The sequence below is a fragment of the uncultured Halovibrio sp. genome (assembly GCF_913056445.1).
Taxonomy (GTDB): Bacteria; Pseudomonadota; Gammaproteobacteria; order Pseudomonadales; family Oleiphilaceae; genus Halospina; species Halospina utahensis_B.
This window is the reverse complement of sequence record NZ_CAJXMA010000005.1, coordinates 1-17,222: the sequence shown is the minus strand read 5'-3', so window position 1 is coordinate 17,222 and position 17,222 is coordinate 1. Positions and strand designations below refer to the sequence as shown.

Here is a 17,222-nt window from a genome sequence, read left to right as displayed (position 1 = left end):
TGCAGAGGTATTCAGTAACATCATAACGGGGACGTCATGTTTTGAACATGAAACCGCCCATGACGTGGCGTGTGAGAGCGCTATAATCGGCAGCCATGAGTAGAAAAGCAGGAAGAAAGCAGGAAAAGCGCCGCAGCATAGGTTTTATCGGGCTGATCTGGCGACTGGGGCTGGTTGGGATTCTGATGCTGGTGGCCTGGACCATCTATCTGGATGTCCAGGTGACCTCCCGGTTCGAGGATCATCGCTGGGAAATTCCCTCTCGGGTCTATGCGCAGCCTCTTGAGCTCTACGCAGGGGCGCCGGTGGGGGCTGAAGCGCTGGCACAGGAGCTGGAGGCCCTGGGGTATCAGCCGGTTTCAGGTGCGCCGCGGGATGCCGGGCAGTTCCAGCGTCAGGGCGGACGCTTCCGGATCCGGACGCGCGGGTTCCTCTTTCCGGATGGCAGGGAACCCGCCCGCAATCTGCGGGTGACGGCGGACAGCGGCACGATTACCGGGTTCGAGGCTCCCGGGGAGACGGCGCTTGCACGGCTGGAACCCCGCCGTATTGCCAGCATCTACCCCGGCCATGGTGAGGATCGTGTCCTGGTGCAGCTCGACGACCAGCCGGAGCTCTTCCGCGAGACCCTGCTGACGGTTGAGGATCGGGGCTTCCCGTCCCATTACGGGGTGGAGCCCTCGGCCATCGCCCGTGCCTTCATCGCCAATCTGCAGGCCGGGCGGGTGGTGCAGGGTGGCAGTACCCTGACCCAGCAGCTGGTCAAGAACTTCTGGCTCTCCAGTGAGCAGACCTACTGGCGCAAGTTCAACGAAGCCATCATGGCGATTCTGCTGGAAGCCCGTTACTCCAAGGAGGCGATCCTGGAGGCCTACATGAATGAGGCCTACCTGGGGCAGTCCGGAACACGCGCCATTCACGGGTTTGGGTTGGCCAGCCGCTTTTACTTCGCGAAACCATTCAGTGAGCTGGAACTCCATGAGACGGCGCTGCTGGTGGGTATGGTGCGCGGTCCCGGCTACTACAATCCACGGACCCGGCCCGAGCAGGCGCGGGCCAGGCGTGACCTGGTGCTGGAGCTGCTGGCTGATCGGGGGCTGATCACCGAATCACGCGCGACCTCCCTCAAGAGGCGGACTCTGGATGTGGCGGCAGCGCCGGACGAGGATACCCACCGCTACCCCGCCTTCATGGACCTGGTGCGTGAACACCTTTCCCGGGATTACCGGGACGAGGATCTGGAAACCGCTGGCCTGCGCATTTTCACCACGCTGGATCCGCGGTTGCAGGCAACAGCTGAATCGAGAGCCAGCGGCATGATGGCTGCCCTGGAACAGGGGCAGGAAGCAGGGACCCTGGAGGGGGCCGTTGTGATCACCGGGCGTGAAAGCGGTGAAGTAGAGGCGCTGGTGGGCGGGCGCGACACGCGGTTCCCTGGCTTCAATCGGGCCATGAACGCCAGCCGGCCGATCGGCTCCCTGGTCAAGCCGGCAACCTATCTTACTGCCCTGGAAAAGCCGGCCCGCTATACTCTGATCTCGCCCCTGAAGGATGAGCGCTTCCGCCTGGAGTTTGATAACGGTGATACCTGGTCGCCAGCCAATTTCAGTGGTGAATCCCACGGTCAGGTACCACTGCACAGGGCCCTTTCCCACTCCTACAACCAGGCCAGTGTCCGGCTCGGGCTGAATCTCGGGGTGCCGGCCGTGACCGAAACCCTCCAGCGGCTGGGCATGGAGGATGAGCCGCCACAGTACCCCTCCCTGCTCCTGGGCAGCGTTGAGATGACACCGCTGGAAGTGGCGCGGATGTACCAGACCATCGCCTCCGGCGGGTTCCGGGTGCCACTGCGCAGCATCCGTAGTGTCACCACGCCGGAGGGCGAGGTGCTGTCCCGTTACGACCTGCGGATGGAGCAGGTGGTTGAACCAGGGCCGATGCACCTTCTGCACTACGCCATGCAGGAGGTGATGCGCGAGGGTACGGGCAGCTCGGTGTACAATCTCATCCCGGAACGGCTGCACACGGCCGGTAAAACGGGGACCACCAATGAAGGCCGGGACAGCTGGTTTGCTGGGTTCACCGGGGATCATCTCGGGGTGGTCTGGGTGGGTGGTGACGATTACGATGCCACCACGCTCACGGGCGGCTCGGGCGCGTTGCAGATCTGGGGCCGGATTATGGCCGACAGCTCCACCAGGGCGTTTTCGCCGGTGGTGCCCGGCTCCGTGGATTACCACTGGGTGGACTCAAAGACCGGGGGGATTACGGCGAAGGGCTGTGACGGCGCAAGGCGGATTCCCTTCATACAGGGCTCGGAACCCCAGGAAGAGGTGCCCTGCAGCGACGGTATGGGCAATCGGATCCAGCGGTGGTTCCAGCAGATTTTCTGACGGAGGTAGATAGGATGACCATTCAACCCTGGATCCGGTGGGGCAGCATGGCTCTTGCGGTCCTGCTTCTGGCGGGCTGCAGCGTGCGGTTCCAGCCGCCGGAAGAAGACACCGGAACCGAGGTCGAGCCCATCGGTAAGCGGACGGAGGAGTCTGCTGAGGTGGAGGAACCGTCCGAGGATGAGCCGCCCAGTGTTGACCGCCAGCGTGAAAGTGGAGGCAGGGTTCCGGATGCGGCGCGCGGGCTGCTGGCCTCAGCGGATTCGGCTCTGGAGGCCGGTAATGATGGGCGGGCTCTGGACCTGATCCAGCGGGCGCAGCGTATCGCGCCGGATGCGGCGGCGGTCTATTACGCGCTGGGTCGGGTCTACCGGGAAAAAGGAAACCCGGCGCGTGCCGAACAGTTCGTGCTCAAGGGCATCAGCAAGGCGGGCAATGACCGGGCGCTCCGGCAGGAGGGCTGGTCGGAACTGGCAGCCATCCGCGCCCGCATGGGCGACCAGGCGGGCGCGGCGGATGCCAGGGAACGGGCCGGGCAGATGTAGCCCGGTCCTGGCTGCTTTACTGGCTGCTAGTCAGGTTGAGTTCTGTCGTCTCACCAGCCGTGACAGTAACGCCCTTTTCTGCCTGCATGAAGTTGAGGTCTTCTGGGGCTTCATTGTCATCAGCATCGCATGTGTAACTGACGGTATACTCACCTTCCTCAAGAAAGGCTGCTGTATAGCGGTGATTGCCCGTCTCCTCATCTGAAACAACTTTCGCCGTTATCAGGGGCTCGTTATCGCTTCCCAGGTCACCGACAGTTGCATCTGCTCCGGAAAATACGTAGACGCTTCCCAGTTTGTTTCCGCAATTCATGTCTGACATCAGGGTCGGATCAACTTCACCACTGATCTCACCTGTTTCAAGGTTGTTCACTAGACGGAGCACCGGCCGCAGGAAGTAATCAGCGTTCTGGGGATTGTTGTTACTCTGTGGGTCAACTATCGACTTGCTGACATCGAAGTCGATTGTGTAATCCGTGTTGCTTCCTTGGGCGACCGTGAAGCCGTTCGTCTTGAGGCCTGTCTGAGCGCCAGAGGGCACAAATACATCGCCCACACTGCCATCCGTCTCTTCAACCGTAAGGTTGTCCTCATTCAACATCAGCCGCATCCATTTATAATCGCCGGCAGGGACATCCTCACCTTCGAGGAGTGACACACTTTCCCCATTCTGGAAATCCAAAAGGTTGATGTTCTTTGTCTCATCAAACTCAAAGCTCAGGCGGTCGCCGCTGTTCGGTTGGAGTTCCACGCCGGTTACCGCGATATTAACGGCAGTGAGATCCTGAATCGGCGCGTCTGTTAAGCCAAGTGAGAAGTTGCCATCTCCGCCATCCGATGAACTGCTGAAACACCCGGCGAGCCCGGCAGTGGAGGCGGCAAGGACTGCGACCGTGAGCGGCTTCAGTGCGTTGCTTTTCATGGTGTTCTCCCGTTTTTGCCTTGTAGCTGTGGTCGGATGCCGGAAACGGCATCTGTCCATCCCCACGTCGGGGGCGCACGGGAGGTTCCGTGCCTGTATGTTACAAAACGTTGAGGTGCGGGACGGCACACCCACGGGGATCTGCTATAAATGAGCGCACCGGCATCATGGCCAGACAGGTAATCTTTTGTTCTTTTCCCGTTCCCAGGCACGAACCTTTGATCAGCTTGTAAAGCCACATCTGCGGGGTCTTTACCGGTTTGCCCATCGTCTTACCGGGAATCCTGCGGACGCCGAGGACCTGGTTCAGGATGTGATGCTCAAGCTGTATCCCCGGACGCGGGATCTGGAAACGGTCCAGGATCTGAGGCCCTGGCTCAACCGGGTACTCTATCGTCAGTTCGTGGATCGGGACCGCAAGGGTAAGCGCCGCCAGGAACAGTCAGTGACGGATACCGGGGATATCGAGAACCATCAGGCCTTTCTGGACCGCTATCCCGGTGAGGGCCTGGGGCCACTGGCCGACATGGAGCGTGGGCGGGCGGGCCGTATGGTGCAGGAGGCACTGGCGGAACTGCCGCCGGACCAGCGCGCCCTTCTGATCATGTACGATGTCGAGGGGTGGGAGCAGCAGGCGATCGCGGAGGTTCTGGAGGTGGCTCCCGGCACCATCAAGTCACGGCTGCACCGGTGTCGCCAGAAACTGCGTGAACAACTGGCACGACGGATGGAACCTTAGGAGCACGCCCAGCGTGGTACTCCGTGGAGGATAGGATGATGGACTGTGAACAGTTGATTCCGCACATTGAGGATTACTGCGACGGTCGTCTCGACGAGGCCGACCGGCGTGCTGTTGCCGCGCATCTTGCGGAGTGCAGCGACTGTGCGCGGAAAGTGAAGGCGGAACAGCGCTGGCGTGAGCTTCTGCGGGAGTCCCCGGTAAGTGAGCCGGGATCAGGGTTTGAAACCCGCATTCTGGAAGCCGTGCACGGAGGGGGTGACGCCCGGCGGCGCTGGAGCACACCGGTGGCGGGTGCGGCCATGGCGGCCTGCCTGGTGGTCGGACTTTTCCTGGGGACGTGGTTCATTCCCCGGGGTGGGGACTCCGGGCCGGAAACCGTCGTGGGGCCGGTTTCGGAGAATAATGTCCAGACCATGCGTCTGGCGTTTGACTCCGGTGAGGCGCTTGAGAACGTCAATCTGACCATAGAACTGCCACCCCACGCTGAGCTGGCCTCGTTCCCCGGTGAGCGCCGTATCAGCTGGGAGGTGGACCTGGACAAGGGCGAGAACCTGCTGGCGCTGCCGGTCAGGACCCTGTTTCCGGGGGAAGGCGAACTGGTGGCACGGATCCGTCATGGCGACCGTGAACGGGTCTTCCGCGCGCCGGTTACGAGTGGTGGTGAGGGTGGATGAGGTGATGGTATGAGAATCTGGCTGAGCCCATTGTTGCTGGTGGCACTGCTTGCGGCGCCCCAGGCCTGGGGGGAGACGGATCTGGACGTGACCATACGGATGGTACCCGAGGACGAACCGGTCTCCGAGAGCGTGGTGCGCCGGATCGAGTTGCCCGAGGGGGCAGCGGAGCGTGCGAAGGAACGGGCGCGTCAGGGGCGTGAGCGCGCCGGGGAGGCCGCCAGTAAGGGCCGTGACGCGCTGGAGCGTGCGCGAGAGCGGGCTCGCCAGGGACTGGAGCGGCGCCCCGGCGGGGGCGACCTCCCGGTTCCTGGGGGGGTGAAGGGCCCCGAAGTGAGTGGCCCGGGTGGGGGTGGTGCGCCCTCGTCTCCGGACCGGCCCGGTTCCGCCCCCTCTGAACGGGGTGGTCAACGCTGAAGAATCCCGCCGCAGCTGCTAGAGTTCCGGGGTCACTGGAGGAAGCCCGACCCCATGCAGCGCAAACTCGCCCATAATCCATCCGCCCTGTCGGTCCGACCCAGCGCTGTGTTGGCACTGGTGGTGCTGTTGGCTCTGATGCCCCTGCCGGTGGCGGCACAGGACACAGCCGCCCTGGTGGAGCAGGGGAAGACCGCGTTTGAAGACGGGGATTATGCCGGTGCGGCTTCCCTGTTCGAGCGGGCGCTGGCTGCGGGCGAGACCACCGAATCCCGGCTCTACAACCTCGCTGTGGCCCTGTTCCGGGCCGGCCAGCTGGATGAGGCCCGGGCGCGTTTTGAGCAGCTCCTGCCCATGACGGACAGCCCCGCACTGGTGCACTACAACCTGGGGCTTGTCGCCCTGGAGCAGGGTAGACCCGCTGGAGCCCGGGGCCACTTCTCGGACGCTCTGGTTCTGGATCGTGACGGGCGCATTGCCGCCCTGGCGGTGCAGCAGCTGGACCGCTTGGGCGTCGCCCCGCGGGCGGGCTCACGTGATGCGTGGCGCGCGCTCGTCCAGGCCGGGGGCGGCTATGAGGACAACCTCAATCTCGCCGGTGACCAACTCGTGGCATCCACCTCGGTATTCCAGGAGGCGTTTGCCTGGGGGCGGGCGCCACTCTGGCGCCGGGGCGCGCTCAGCCTGGCGGCGTTCGGTGTGGCCAGCGCCCGGCACTATTCCGGCTATGATGGGGCCGATCAGACGCTTGCAAGACCAGGGCTGGTGCTGGACTACCGTGGAACACCGGCTCTGAGTGTGGGTGCCGAGGCCGCCTCGGAATGGCAGTGGCTGGAGGCGGAGCGGGTCAGCCGGCGTGCGGACATTGCCCTTTATCTGGACTGGTCGCCCGGGCGTGGCTTGATGCAGCTGGAGGTGGGCGCCGCCTCGGTCGATGCAGGGGAAGACTTCCCGGAGCTGTCAGGCTCGGATCGCTTTTTCGAACTGGCGTACCGTCATCCGGTGGCGGACGGACTGGTTGCGGCAGCTGGCTATAGTTGGACGGAGGAAAACCGTGACGGGCTCGTTGCAGGTGACGATTTCTTCAGCGCCTCGCCCGTGCGGCACCGCCTCCGTGGCTCGATGGATTATGCGCTGTTGGCCCGCTGGTCGGTGTCAGCGGAGGCCGTTTGGCGCCTGTCCCGTTACCAGGAGGATGAGGTCCGTGGCGGCACCCGGACACTCCGGCGCCGGGAAGAGCGCTGGCGCCTGAGGCTGGGCTCCGAGTGGGAGGTCAGTGACAACTGGCACCTGACCCTGTCCGGCGAATGGGAGAGCAACCATGCGCGCCTGGAATCCCGGGATTACCGACGGACCGAGGTCCGGGTCGGGATCCGGCGCGCGTTCGGGCGCTGAAGCTCAGAGCTGCGCCATGGCGTTATCCGCCGCCTGCAGCGTGGCCTCAATGTCCGCCTCGGTGTGGGCGCCGGATACAAAGCCGGCTTCGAATGCCGCCGGGGCCAGGTAGACGCCCTGTTCCAGCATGGCGTGGAAGAAGCGGCCGAAGCGCTCGGTGTCGCAGTTGACCACGTGTTCGAAGCGGGTTACTTCCGGCTGGTCCGTGAAGAAGAGCCCGAACATGCCCCCGGCGCCCTGAACCTTCAGCGGAATGCCGTGCTTATCGGCAATTGCGGCAAAACCGTCCATCAGCTTCCGGGTACGCTGTTCCAGCTGATCGTGGAAGCCTGGCTGGGAGAGCCCTTCCAGGGTTGCGAGGCCCGCGCGCATGGCCAGCGGGTTACCGGAAAGCGTGCCTGCCTGGTAGACCGGCCCCAGCGGTGCCAGGTGACTCATGATGTCACGGCGCCCGCCGAGTGCGCCCACCGGCAGGCCACCGCCGATGATCTTGCCCAGCGCGGTCAGATCCGGAGTCACGCCGTAACGCTCCTGGGCACCGCCGGGCGCGACCCGGAAGCCGGACATCACCTCGTCGAAGATCAGCACGCTGCCGTGACGGTCGCAGATCTCGCGCAACCCTTCCAGGAAGCCAGCGACCGGCGGCACGCAGTTCATATTGCCGGCCACGGGTTCGACGATGATGCCTGCGATCTCGCTGCCGTACTCCTGGAAGATGGTCTCGACGCTTTCCAGATCGTTGAAGGTGGCAGTGAGGGTCTGTTCCGCGAGGGCCTTGGGGATGCCCGGCGAGTTGGGCTGGCCCAGAGTCAGCGCGCCTGAGCCGGCCTTCACCAGCAGCGAGTCCACATGGCCGTGGTAGTTGCCCTCGAATTTCAGGATGCGGTCACGGCCGGTATAGCCGCGCGCCAGCCGCACGGCGCTCATGGTGGCTTCGGTGCCGGAATTGGTCATGCGCACCATGTCCACTGAAGGCACCATCTCGCAGATCTTGCGGGCCATGGCGGTTTCCGTTGAGCTGGGTGCGCCATAGCCGGTGCCGTGGGTCAGCTGGTCCCGGATCGCCTCGATCACGGCGGGGGCGGCATGGCCCAGGATCATGGGACCCCAGCTGCCCACATAGTCGATGTAGCGCTTGTCATCCTCATCCCAGAGGTAGGCACCTTCTGCCTGTTTGAAGAAGATGGGCGTGCCGCCCACGCCCTTGAAGGCGCGCACCGGCGAGTTGACGCCGCCGGGGATGTATTGGCTCGCCTGCTCGAAAAGCGTATCCGACTGGCTCATGAAGAGGCTCCTGTTGCAAAAAGTTGGGTGAACTCACGGGCCGTTGCTTCGATGTCCTGCGTCGAGAACAGCCCGTGGATGACCGCGATCAGGTCCGCGCCTGCCCGGATCAGGCTGGGCGCATTATCCGTGGTTATGCCGCCGATGGCGACCCTGGGCAAGCCGAGGGCGCCTGCCTGACCGAGTACATCGGCGGAGGCGGACGGTGCCGAGCCCTTGGTGGCGGATGGGAAGAAACGCCCGAACGCGAGGTAGTCCGCGGATCCGGACGCCTGCTCCCGCGCCCGCTCCAGGTCGTCGTGACAGGTGACGCCGATGATGGCGCCAGGGCCCAGCTGCTCACGGGCTTCTTCCGGCGTTGAGTCCTCAAGGCCGAGATGGACGCCGTCGGCACCGATCTGCCGGGCCAGGGCGACGTCATCGTTCACGATCAGGGGACGCCCCCAACGCTGACAGGCCGCCAGAAGCTGCTCCGCGATGCTCCGGCGCAGCTCATCATCGGGGCGTTTGTCCCGGTACTGGACCATGACGGCGCCACCGGCCAGGGCCTGTTCAACAGCATCCACGATGCGGTCGTCCGGCAGCAGCTGGCTGTCGGTGATGGCGTAGAGTCCCTGCCCTGGCATCCGTTCAGTCATTGATCAGGCTCCTGTCCGGGACCGGCTGGCCCCGGCCGACACGCAGCGCACCCCGTATGGCACGCTCGGTGAAAATCTGGGCATGCTCAATGGCCTCGGGTAACGGCAATCCCTCGGCCAGGCCCGCGCTGATGGCCGCGGCGAGTGTGCAGCCGCTGCCATGGTATTCACCGCCCACCCGTTCCAGTTGCCATGACGAGGCGACCTGCTCCCTGCGGAAAAGCCGGTTCTCGATGGTTGGCCCGGTGCCGTGCCCGCCAGTGGCGAGAACGGCGCCGGCACCCTCATCAAGCAGTGCCTGGGCACTGGTGGTGACGTCGTCGCTGCCGCCCAGCTCCGCCAGTTCCGGGCCATTCGGGGTGATGACGGACGCCATGGGGAAGAGCTCCGAGCGCATGGCTGCCACCAGCTTCCCATCCGCCAGCTCACCGCCACCGGCAGCTTTGATCACCGGGTCCACCACCAGAGGTAATGGCCCGAGCTCGTCCAGGACCGTACGCAGCATGCTGACGATGCGGTGATCTCCCATGGCACCGGTCTTGATGGCGTGGATGGGGGAGTCAGCGGCCACTGAGCGGATCTGGCGTGCAATCAGTTCAGGATCAACCGCTTCCGCACCGTGCACATTACAGGTGTCCTGCACGGTCAGGCAGCTCAGCACCGGCAGCGGGTGCGCTCCCATGGCGGTGATGGCCTGGATGTCGGCCTGGATGCCGGCTCCGCCGGACGGGTCCAGGCCCGAGATAACGAGTACCTGGGGGCGTGTATTGGGCATCAGAAGGGCCTCAGAACGGCGAGCAGAATAATGGCGACCAGAAGCAGGACCGGCGCCTCGTTGATCCAGCGGAAGAAGATGTGGCCCCTGGTGTTGCGGTCATCCCGGAAGAGCCGGACGAAATGCCCGCACCACAGGTGGTAGGCCACCAGCACCGCGATCAGCAGCAGCTTGATGTGCAGCCACCCCTGCTGCAGGTAGTACTCCGGGTTCAGGGCGATAAGCCAGGTGCCGAAGATCAGTGTGGCGATCATGGACGGGTTCATGATGCCGCGGTACAGCTTGCGCTCCATGGTCCGGAACCGTTCCCGGCCGGGTTCATCCTCGGTCATGGTGTGGTAAACGAAAAGGCGGGGCAGGTAGAAGATACCCGCGAACCAGGTGACCATGGCCATGAGATGGAACGCTTTGATCCAGAGCACAGGAACTCCTTAACCGACTGAATGATTCAGGCATGGTACAATGCTCTGTTACGGGCGCCAACGAGCGGAACCAGTACAGAGGAGGCAGAACGTGATCACAGTGGGCATTGTCGGGGGTACCGGCTATACAGGCGTGGAGCTGCTGAGGCTGCTGGCGCTGCATCCGGGTGTGGAGGTGGCGCTGATCACCTCGCGCTCGGAGGCCGGGCGTCCGGTGGCGGAACTCTTTCCGAGCCTGCGTGGCCACTGTGATCTGGCCTTTGAGGATCCGGATGATGAGCGTCTCGCTGAGTGCGACCTGGTGTTCTTCGCCACGCCCAATGCGGTAGCGATGGACAGTGTGGGGCACCTGCTGGAGCAGGGCGTGAAGGTTGTGGACCTGTCCGCCGATTTCCGGCTGCAGGAGCGCGAGGTCTGGGAACACTGGTATGGCACTACCCATACCGCGCCGGATCTCATCCGCGGAGCGGTGTATGGCCTGCCGGAGATCAACCGGGAGCAGATCCGGGGGGCGCGCCTCGTGGCCAATCCCGGCTGTTATGCCACGACCATCCAGCTGGGCTTCCTGCCGATGATCGAGGCGGGCGTGGTGGATCCGTCACGGCTGATCGCGGATGGCAAGTCCGGTGCCAGCGGTGGTGGCCGGCAGGCCCGCATGGGCATGCTGCTGGGCGAGGCCGGGGAGAGCTTCCGGGCCTATGCGGCCTCCGGCCACCGGCACGGACCGGAGATTGAGCAGGGGCTGCGGATGATGCAGGCGCGCTCGGCGCCTCAGGTTACCTTTGTACCCCATCTGGTGCCCATGGTCCGTGGCATTGAGGCTACGCTCTATGCGGAGATCACAGATGAGGCTGCGGACTTTCAGGCCATCTACGAGAACCGCTTCCGCGATGAGCCCTTTGTGGACGTGATGCCCTGGGGTTCGTTGCCCGAGACGCGCTCAGTGCGTGGTGAGAATACCTGCCGGATGGCTTTGCACCGCCAACCGGGCCAGAACCGGATCATTGTCAGCTCGGTCACGGACAACCTGGTCAAGGGTGCTGCCGGGCAGGCGATCCAGAACATGAACCTGATGTGTGGTTTTGATGAACGCGAAGGGCTGAAGGCGCCCGCGCTTCTGCCCTGAGGACCAATCCCATGGCACGCTCCGATTCTTCGGAAGAACTGGTACTGGTTCGCCAGCGGCGCGGTGAGCGCCTACGGCGGCTGACGATTCTGCTGGTGTTTTCGGTCACCTCAGGGGGCGCGGGCTTTATGCTTGGGAGTCACCAGTACAGGGCTCGCTTCCAGGCAGCGGAGGAGGGCTTTGAAACGGTGCGCGAGGAGCGTGACCGGCTTCAGGAAAAGGTTACCGAGTACCGTCGGGAGCTGTTGCGGGTGGAGCGAGATCAGGAAGTGGACCGCCACAGTCTGCGTGAAGCCCAGGACACGATCCGCGAACTGGAGCAGGCTCTTCAGGAGCACAAGTCCGAGATCAGTTTCTATAAGAGCATCATGGCGCCTGAGGATCTTGAAACCGGACTCCAGGTGTTCCGCATGGATCTGGATCCCACCAGCAATCCAGACCGTTGGCGCTACAATCTTGTGCTCAGCCAGATCGGCGACAATAACCGGTTTGTGTCAGGCCATGTGAAAGTCCATCTTGTGGGCTATGTTGGAGAGGAACGGCAGCGGCTTCCGCTGCACAGGATTTCGGACTCACGCGAGGATAACGACATCGAGTTCCGGTTCCGCTATTTCCAGTCAGTGGATGGGGATATGACGATTCCCGAAGGGTTTGAACCCCATTCCATCCAGGTTGCAGCGGTTACGGACAACGGTCGTGAAACATCCGAGCGTGAATTTTTCTGGCAGGACAAAACAGGGGGCGAGGCGGATGTTTCGCAAGTCCAGGACGATCAATAAAGGTTCGGGTCAGTACGACACACTGGTTTCGAACAAGATGTCCATAACCGGGGATGTGCATTTCTCCGGCGGTCTGCATATCGATGGGCGTGTTGAGGGTACGGTCTACGCCGAGGAAGGTTCGGATGCGGTGCTTCGCATCAGTGACGTTGGCGAGGTGGTCGGCGATGTCTATGCACCGCACATCATCATCAACGGTACGGTGCATGGCAATGTCTATTCCTCGGAGGATCTTGAACTGGCTTCCAAGGCCTCCATCCATGGCAACGTGTATTACCATCTGATTGAGATGGCCATGGGGGCGGCGGTTAATGGCAGCCTGCTGCATCAGCGTGAGGGTGGCCTTCCGGGTGGCTCCAGGACGCTGCCCTCGGGGCATCGCGAGCAGCAGCAGGAGAGCGGTGCCAGGGCGGCGAGCCCCGCTGCGGGAGATGATAAGGCCCGGAATGAAGAGCCGGGGGAAGGCAGCTCAACGAGCTCCCTGGAGAGGGCGTCGAGCGTCTGACCCGGGGTGGCGCAATCAGGCTTGTCAGGCCGGTACTCTGGTTCACATAATGGTCTGACTTGAATGGAACAGCAGTTGGGAGTGATCGCATGGGCGTGGTTCAGGAACAGGCGGCAATACCGGTGTTTTTCACCGAATCAGCCGTTGCACGTGTGCGTGAGCTGATTACCGAGGAAGGTAATCCCGATCTCAAGCTGCGCGTGTTCATTACGGGCGGTGGTTGCTCCGGCTTCCAGTACGGCTTCACCTTCGATGAGAATCAGGCGGACGATGATGCGGCAGTTGAGCGCGATGGCGTGACCCTGCTTGTGGATCCGCTGAGCTACCAGTATCTGGTGGGTGCTACCGTTGATTATGAAGAGGATCTGATGGGCGCCCAGTTCCGGGTTCAGAACCCGAATGCCACCAGTACCTGCGGCTGCGGGTCTTCATTCAGCATCTGAGGTTCCGGCCCCGCCGGGCCAAACCCCACCAAGTACTCTTGGCCCCGACGCACCGGTAACCGAAGGCAGGTTGCCGGGGGCGTTATTGAGTCTCTGGCGTGCCAGCCACGCGAAAGCCGCTCCCTCCACACTCTGTGGATCCAGCCCCAGGGCGGTCGTGGAATCCACCGACGCCTCCGGAAGCAGGCTGGCAATACGCTCCGCCAGAAGCGGGTTGAAAGCGCCGCCTCCCGCCAGGAAGACCTCTTCCGCGCCCATGGCGTTGATGTCCCGGGTGACCGTCACAGCGGTCAGTTCCAAAAGCGTTCTCTGAACATCCTCTGGCTTTGGTGTATCGGGCAGAGCTCTCAGGTGAGCCTCCAGCCAGTCTTCATTGAAATGTTCCCGGCCGGTGCTTTTGGGCGGTTGTCTGGAGAAATAGGTGTCGCTCAGGAATGTTCTAAGAAGCGGCTCGCAGACGGTTCCGGAGGCCGCCCATTCGCCGTTGTGATCGAAAGAGTGCCCCTGGTGGCGTTTGCACCACAGGTCCATCAAGCGGTTGGCCGGGCCTGTATCGTGGCCCTGGGGCGGCCTGTGGTCGCCCGGGATCAGGGTGATATTGGCGATTCCTCCCAGGTTGATCAGGCAGCGCATCCGACCGGGGGCGCTGAACAGCCAGGTGTGGAATGCGGGTGCAAGCGGGGCTCCCTGGCCGCCAGCGGCAATGTCGCGCCTGCGGAAGTCGCCTACGGTGGTGATGCCGGTGCCTTCGGCAATGCGGTTGGGATCCGCGATCTGCAGGCTGAAGGGAGAGGGCGGTTCTGCGCAGTGCTGGACTGTCTGGCCATGGCTGCCGATGGCCGTGACGTGTTCCGGCCTCAGGCCGGCTTTTTCAGTGACGGCAAGGGCCGCGTGGGCAAAAGCATCCCCCAGCCGGGTATCCGCTTCACCCAGAAGTGATGGCGTCCCCTGATTGGCGGCGAGTTCTTCCAGCTGGGCCTGAAGATTGTCCGGATAGCTGTGGCTGGTGTGCCAGCTGGTTTCAATGCCCTCGGGGCCAAACCCGACCAGAACCGCATCGATCCCGTCCATGCTGGTGCCGGACATGAGACCGATGTACCAGTCAGGCTGGCCTGCCATTCACTCCTCGGCCAGGGCGATCTGGAAGGAGTTGTCCTCCTCGGAGAGGCGGGCAAGGCGCGGGTTGGTCTGGGCCCGGAACTGGGCCATCTGGTCCTCCGGAATAGGCTCTGCGTCCGGCAGGCTGACATGCAGCGGGTTCCGGGGGCGGCCACTGACCCTGTATTCATAGTGCAGGTGCGGCCCGGTCGCCAGTCCGCTCATGCCGACGTAGGCGATCACGTCGCCCTGCTGGACGGTTTCACCCCGACGAAGTCCTCTCCTGTAGCTGCGCAGGTGGCTGTAGACGGTGGAAACCTCATTGCCGTGATCAATACGGACGGTTTTGCCATAGCCGCCATCCCGCCCCACATAGGTGATCCGACCGTCGCCGGAGGCTTTAACGGGGGTGCCCGGTGAGGCCGCGAAATCCGTGCCTTCGTGAGGCCGGACCCGGTTGAGGATGGGGTGGCGGCGGTTCATGTCGAAGTGGGAGGAGACCCGCTGGTATTGGAGCGGGGTGCGCAGGAAAGCCTTGCGCAGGCTTTCACCTTCCGGTGTGTAGTAGTCGCTGTTGCCGTTCGCATCCGTGTAGAGGGCTGCGGAATAGGTCTTTCCCTTGTTGGTGAAAGTGGCGGCCAGAATTCGCCCGTGGCCGATCATTTCTCCATCGAGATACTGTTTTTCATACAGAACTCCAAAGCGATCACCCTTGCGAAGGTCCCGGGAGAAATCGATGCGCCACCCGAAGATGCGCGAGAGCTTGTTACGGACCTTGGTGCCCAGCCCGGCGCGATTCGCAGCAAGGATATAGGAAGTCTGGATATCGCCGGTGGCATAGGCCAGCTCCACTCTGGGTTCACGCATTTCCTCGTGAGTGTGGAAGCTCTCGTCCTGGCGCACCGCCTTGAGCTTGGTGGTGCGGCTGTTGTGCAGGACCACCATGGAGAGTTTGCCGTCATCATCAAAGCCGAATTCGATTTCCCGGCCGGCACGCAGGCGCGACAATTCATCCGGCTTCCCTTCACCATTCAGGATGCGGTACATCTCCTGGTGACTCACGCCAGCATCGGTGAAAAGGGATGACAGAGAGTCGCCCCTCTCGATGGTGAAGCGCCGCCACTCCAGCTCGTTCTCCTGGATGTTCTCGTCGCGGGGTTCCGGTTGGGTGGCGGACGTCTGGGCTTGAGGGACGGCTGCCAGATTGATGCCGAGAAGGCTCTGGAGATCCGGTGCGTCGGCGTATGCCAGTGTCCGCGCGGGCGATACCATGCCGGCCTGTGAATACTGTTGTGTTGAGGTCTGGCTGTCCTGTGGAACGGGAGAGACAGGCGCCACGTTAAAAGCCTTTGTGGTCTGGCTCTGGTTGCTGCCCGGACTTACCAGCAGGGTGACACCAACCAGTGCGGTAATACCGGCAAGCGCGGCGATATGGGTTCCCGGGAATTGTCTGAGCACGGTTATACCCTGTTGTTTCAGTGTTGGAGCAAACTTTTCGGGCAAGTTCGCAGAATTACTCGAAGTATAATGAAAACAGCAGTGGGCGCAAAAAAACGATTGCCTTTATTGTGCGGTGCAACGCGCTCTGTGGTTTCCTGTTACAATTGCGCCCTTTGCAAGTGCCTGCGACACAAAGTGAATTTGGCGGGATTACCGCCGTGTTAATGGCTTATGAAAATTGTCAGTGTGTGTAGCGGGTAGCCCTGCTGGAACAGATCGGAGTAGACAAGTATCCATGACGAACATTGATGACGCCATCGCCCAGATCCACCGGGGTGTGGATGAGCTGATCCCCGAGGAAGACCTGGCTGCCAAGCTGCGCAGTGGCCGTAGACTGCGGATCAAGGCCGGGTTTGATCCCACGGCGCCCGATCTGCACCTGGGCCACACTGTGCTCCTGAACAAGCTGCGCCAGTTCCAGGAGCTGGGCCATGAGGTCATCTTTCTGATCGGGGACTTCACCGGCATGATCGGCGATCCCAGCGGGAAAAGTGCCACGCGCCCGCCTCTCTCAGAAGAAGAGGTGGCTGCAAACGCGGAGACCTATAAGGAGCAGGTTTTCCGGGTACTTGACCCAGAAAAGACGCGGGTTGTGTTCAACTCCACCTGGATGAATGAGATGGGCGCGGCGGACATGATCCGGCTGGCAAGCCAGTACACAGTGGCCCGCATGCTTGAGCGTGATGATTTCCACAAGCGCTACCAGGCCAATGAGTCCATTGCCATCCATGAGTTCCTCTATCCGCTGGTCCAGGGGTATGACTCTGTGGCGCTGGAGGCGGACGTGGAGCTTGGCGGCACCGACCAGAAGTTCAACCTGCTCATGGGGCGGCATCTACAGCGCCACTACGACCAGGAGCCTCAGGTGGTGCTGACCATGCCGATCCTTGAAGGGCTGGACGGGGTTCAGAAGATGTCCAAGTCCCTGGGGAACTACGTGGGGATCACGGATGCCCCGGGGCAGATGTACAGCCGGCTGCTTTCGGTTCCTGATGAGCTTGTATGGCGCTACTTCGAACTGCTGACGCTCAAGCCCATGGATGAGGTTGAGGCACTGCGCCGACAGGTGGAAGAGGAAGGGCTCAATCCACAGGAGGCCAAGAAGGCGCTGGCGCACTGGCTGATCAGTCGCTATCACGGCCAAGAGGCGGCTGAGAATGCCCATCGCTCCGCGGGGAACAGAGTGGAGCTCGGTGAGATTCCCGAAAATGTTCCCGAGGTGACCGTGGATGCAGGTGGGGAGGCTGAACTCTTTGTGGTCAGTCTGCTTAAGCAGGCGGGGCTGGCCCAGGGAGGTGCTGCCAAGGATGTGGTGAAGCAGGGGGCTGTCTATGTGGACGGCGAGCCCCTTGGCGATCGACAGTCGCTGCCGGCGGGGCAGTCATACGTGATCCAGGCGGGTCGGAAGAAGATTGCGCGGGTCCATGTCCAGTGAGTGGATGTCCGATGACATCATTCTGAAATCTCCTGTTGACGACACCCTGTGCGGGTGTAGAATACGCATCTCTTTCGGGGCAACGGCCCACAGCGGCGGCGCTTTCGGGCGCAGATGAGTTGTTCCGGG

General features: G+C 62.7%; 18 protein-coding genes. 11 read left to right on the top strand and 7 right to left on the bottom strand.

Going from position 1 to position 17,222, the window contains the following annotated elements; genetic code table 11:
* The first annotated feature begins 95 nt into the window (after positions 1-95).
* Together mrcB and QZ501_RS02365 are read left to right on the top strand one after the other, a co-directional pair.
* Complete coding sequence (mrcB, locus tag QZ501_RS02370; RefSeq protein WP_295716855.1) at positions 96-2,393, top strand: penicillin-binding protein 1B; 2,298 nt, start codon at positions 96-98, stop codon at positions 2,391-2,393.
* Between the two features lie 14 nt (positions 2,394-2,407).
* Entirely contained in the window at positions 2,408-2,938 is a 531-nt protein-coding gene (locus QZ501_RS02365) for a tetratricopeptide repeat protein (protein ID WP_095618618.1), read from the top strand.
* A 16-nt stretch (positions 2,939-2,954) separates the two neighbouring features.
* Here the strand turns inward: QZ501_RS02365 and QZ501_RS02360 are convergent, their stop codons facing one another.
* Positions 2,955-3,860, bottom strand: a complete 906-nt coding sequence (locus tag QZ501_RS02360) for a DUF4382 domain-containing protein (RefSeq protein ID WP_295716853.1) — start codon at positions 3,858-3,860, stop codon at positions 2,955-2,957.
* Positions 3,861-4,047: 187 nt separating this feature from the next.
* On the opposite strand from QZ501_RS02360, the gene QZ501_RS02355 reads away from it, so the two are divergent.
* From QZ501_RS02355 to QZ501_RS02340, 4 genes are read left to right on the top strand one after another with little or no spacing between them, the layout of a single operon-like run.
* Complete coding sequence (locus QZ501_RS02355; protein WP_295716851.1) at positions 4,048-4,599, top strand: RNA polymerase sigma factor; 552 nt, start codon at positions 4,048-4,050, stop codon at positions 4,597-4,599.
* Positions 4,600-4,634: 35 nt separating this feature from the next.
* Positions 4,635-5,276: a zf-HC2 domain-containing protein gene (locus tag QZ501_RS02350; protein ID WP_295716849.1), complete on the top strand. Its 642-nt coding sequence runs from the start codon at positions 4,635-4,637 to the stop codon at positions 5,274-5,276.
* A gap of 9 nt (positions 5,277-5,285) precedes the next feature.
* Positions 5,286-5,693: a hypothetical protein gene (locus tag QZ501_RS02345; RefSeq protein WP_295716847.1), complete on the top strand. Its 408-nt coding sequence runs from the start codon at positions 5,286-5,288 to the stop codon at positions 5,691-5,693.
* Between the two features lie 54 nt (positions 5,694-5,747).
* Positions 5,748-7,088, top strand: a complete 1,341-nt coding sequence (locus QZ501_RS02340) for a tetratricopeptide repeat protein (protein WP_295716845.1) — start codon at positions 5,748-5,750, stop codon at positions 7,086-7,088.
* A 3-nt stretch (positions 7,089-7,091) separates the two neighbouring features.
* Here QZ501_RS02340 and hemL read toward each other — a convergent pair whose 3' ends face one another.
* From hemL to hemJ, 4 genes are read right to left on the bottom strand one after another with little or no spacing between them, the layout of a single operon-like run.
* Positions 7,092-8,372 (bottom strand): glutamate-1-semialdehyde 2,1-aminomutase, encoded by a 1,281-nt coding sequence (gene hemL, locus QZ501_RS02335; protein ID WP_151441441.1) that lies wholly within the window; start codon positions 8,370-8,372, stop codon positions 7,092-7,094.
* Positions 8,369-9,010 (bottom strand): thiamine phosphate synthase, encoded by a 642-nt coding sequence (gene thiE, locus QZ501_RS02330; protein WP_151441440.1) that lies wholly within the window; start codon positions 9,008-9,010, stop codon positions 8,369-8,371. The genes hemL and thiE overlap by 4 nt, the downstream gene beginning before the upstream one ends.
* Entirely contained in the window at positions 9,003-9,785 is a 783-nt protein-coding gene (locus QZ501_RS02325; protein WP_095618625.1) for a hydroxymethylpyrimidine/phosphomethylpyrimidine kinase, read from the bottom strand. The genes thiE and QZ501_RS02325 overlap by 8 nt, the downstream gene beginning before the upstream one ends.
* A complete protein-coding gene (hemJ, locus tag QZ501_RS02320) occupies positions 9,785-10,207 on the bottom strand; it encodes a protoporphyrinogen oxidase HemJ (RefSeq protein WP_295716842.1) in 423 nt (140 codons plus the stop codon). The genes QZ501_RS02325 and hemJ overlap by 1 nt, the downstream gene beginning before the upstream one ends.
* A gap of 91 nt (positions 10,208-10,298) precedes the next feature.
* On the opposite strand from hemJ, the gene argC reads away from it, so the two are divergent.
* The 4 genes from argC to erpA all read left to right on the top strand — a co-directional run bounded on the left by argC (position 10,299) and on the right by erpA (position 13,060).
* Positions 10,299-11,333, top strand: a complete 1,035-nt coding sequence (gene argC / locus QZ501_RS02315) for an N-acetyl-gamma-glutamyl-phosphate reductase (protein ID WP_295716840.1) — start codon at positions 10,299-10,301, stop codon at positions 11,331-11,333.
* Between the two features lie 11 nt (positions 11,334-11,344).
* Positions 11,345-12,112, top strand: coding sequence for a DUF6776 family protein (locus QZ501_RS02310; RefSeq protein ID WP_160899559.1), 768 nt, complete (start codon positions 11,345-11,347; stop codon positions 12,110-12,112).
* Positions 12,084-12,617, top strand: coding sequence for a polymer-forming cytoskeletal protein (locus QZ501_RS02305; RefSeq protein WP_295716837.1), 534 nt, complete (start codon positions 12,084-12,086; stop codon positions 12,615-12,617). Before QZ501_RS02310 ends, QZ501_RS02305 begins: the two co-directional genes overlap by 29 nt.
* A gap of 89 nt (positions 12,618-12,706) precedes the next feature.
* A complete protein-coding gene (gene erpA / locus QZ501_RS02300) occupies positions 12,707-13,060 on the top strand; it encodes an iron-sulfur cluster insertion protein ErpA (RefSeq protein ID WP_095618630.1) in 354 nt (117 codons plus the stop codon).
* Here erpA and QZ501_RS02295 read toward each other — a convergent pair.
* Together QZ501_RS02295 and QZ501_RS02290 are read right to left on the bottom strand one after the other, a co-directional pair.
* A complete protein-coding gene (locus QZ501_RS02295; RefSeq protein ID WP_295716835.1) occupies positions 13,046-14,179 on the bottom strand; it encodes an anhydro-N-acetylmuramic acid kinase in 1,134 nt (377 codons plus the stop codon). The genes erpA and QZ501_RS02295 overlap by 15 nt on opposite strands.
* On the bottom strand, positions 14,180-15,616 hold the full coding sequence (locus QZ501_RS02290) for a peptidoglycan DD-metalloendopeptidase family protein (protein WP_160899557.1): 1,437 nt from the start codon (positions 15,614-15,616) through the stop codon (positions 14,180-14,182).
* Positions 15,617-15,893: 277 nt separating this feature from the next.
* Here QZ501_RS02290 and tyrS point away from each other — a divergent pair, with 277 nt between their 5' ends.
* Positions 15,894-17,093, top strand: coding sequence for a tyrosine--tRNA ligase (gene tyrS, locus QZ501_RS02285; RefSeq protein ID WP_295716832.1), 1,200 nt, complete (start codon positions 15,894-15,896; stop codon positions 17,091-17,093).
* Positions 17,094-17,222 lie beyond the last annotated feature (129 nt).

Excerpts from the sequence above, each read along its gene's own strand:
- QZ501_RS02350 (WP_295716849.1), top strand. The coding sequence starts at position 4,635 with ATGATGGACTGTGAACAGTTGATTCCGCACATTGAGGATTACTGCGAC.
- QZ501_RS02295 (WP_295716835.1), bottom strand. The coding sequence starts at position 14,179 with ATGGCAGGCCAGCCTGACTGGTACATCGGTCTCATGTCCGGCACCAGC.
- QZ501_RS02340 (WP_295716845.1), top strand. The coding sequence starts at position 5,748 with ATGCAGCGCAAACTCGCCCATAATCCATCCGCCCTGTCGGTCCGACCC.
- QZ501_RS02325 (WP_095618625.1), bottom strand. The coding sequence starts at position 9,785 with ATGCCCAATACACGCCCCCAGGTACTCGTTATCTCGGGCCTGGACCCG.
- QZ501_RS02310 (WP_160899559.1), top strand. The coding sequence starts at position 11,345 with ATGGCACGCTCCGATTCTTCGGAAGAACTGGTACTGGTTCGCCAGCGG.
- erpA (WP_095618630.1), top strand. The coding sequence starts at position 12,707 with ATGGGCGTGGTTCAGGAACAGGCGGCAATACCGGTGTTTTTCACCGAA.
- thiE (WP_151441440.1), bottom strand. The coding sequence starts at position 9,010 with ATGACTGAACGGATGCCAGGGCAGGGACTCTACGCCATCACCGACAGC.
- QZ501_RS02345 (WP_295716847.1), top strand. The coding sequence starts at position 5,286 with ATGAGAATCTGGCTGAGCCCATTGTTGCTGGTGGCACTGCTTGCGGCG.
- QZ501_RS02360 (WP_295716853.1), bottom strand. The coding sequence starts at position 3,860 with ATGAAAAGCAACGCACTGAAGCCGCTCACGGTCGCAGTCCTTGCCGCC.
- hemL (WP_151441441.1), bottom strand. The coding sequence starts at position 8,372 with ATGAGCCAGTCGGATACGCTTTTCGAGCAGGCGAGCCAATACATCCCC.
- mrcB (WP_295716855.1), top strand. The coding sequence starts at position 96 with ATGAGTAGAAAAGCAGGAAGAAAGCAGGAAAAGCGCCGCAGCATAGGT.
- tyrS (WP_295716832.1), top strand. The coding sequence starts at position 15,894 with ATGACGAACATTGATGACGCCATCGCCCAGATCCACCGGGGTGTGGAT.
- QZ501_RS02365 (WP_095618618.1), top strand. The coding sequence starts at position 2,408 with ATGACCATTCAACCCTGGATCCGGTGGGGCAGCATGGCTCTTGCGGTC.
- QZ501_RS02305 (WP_295716837.1), top strand. The coding sequence starts at position 12,084 with ATGTTTCGCAAGTCCAGGACGATCAATAAAGGTTCGGGTCAGTACGAC.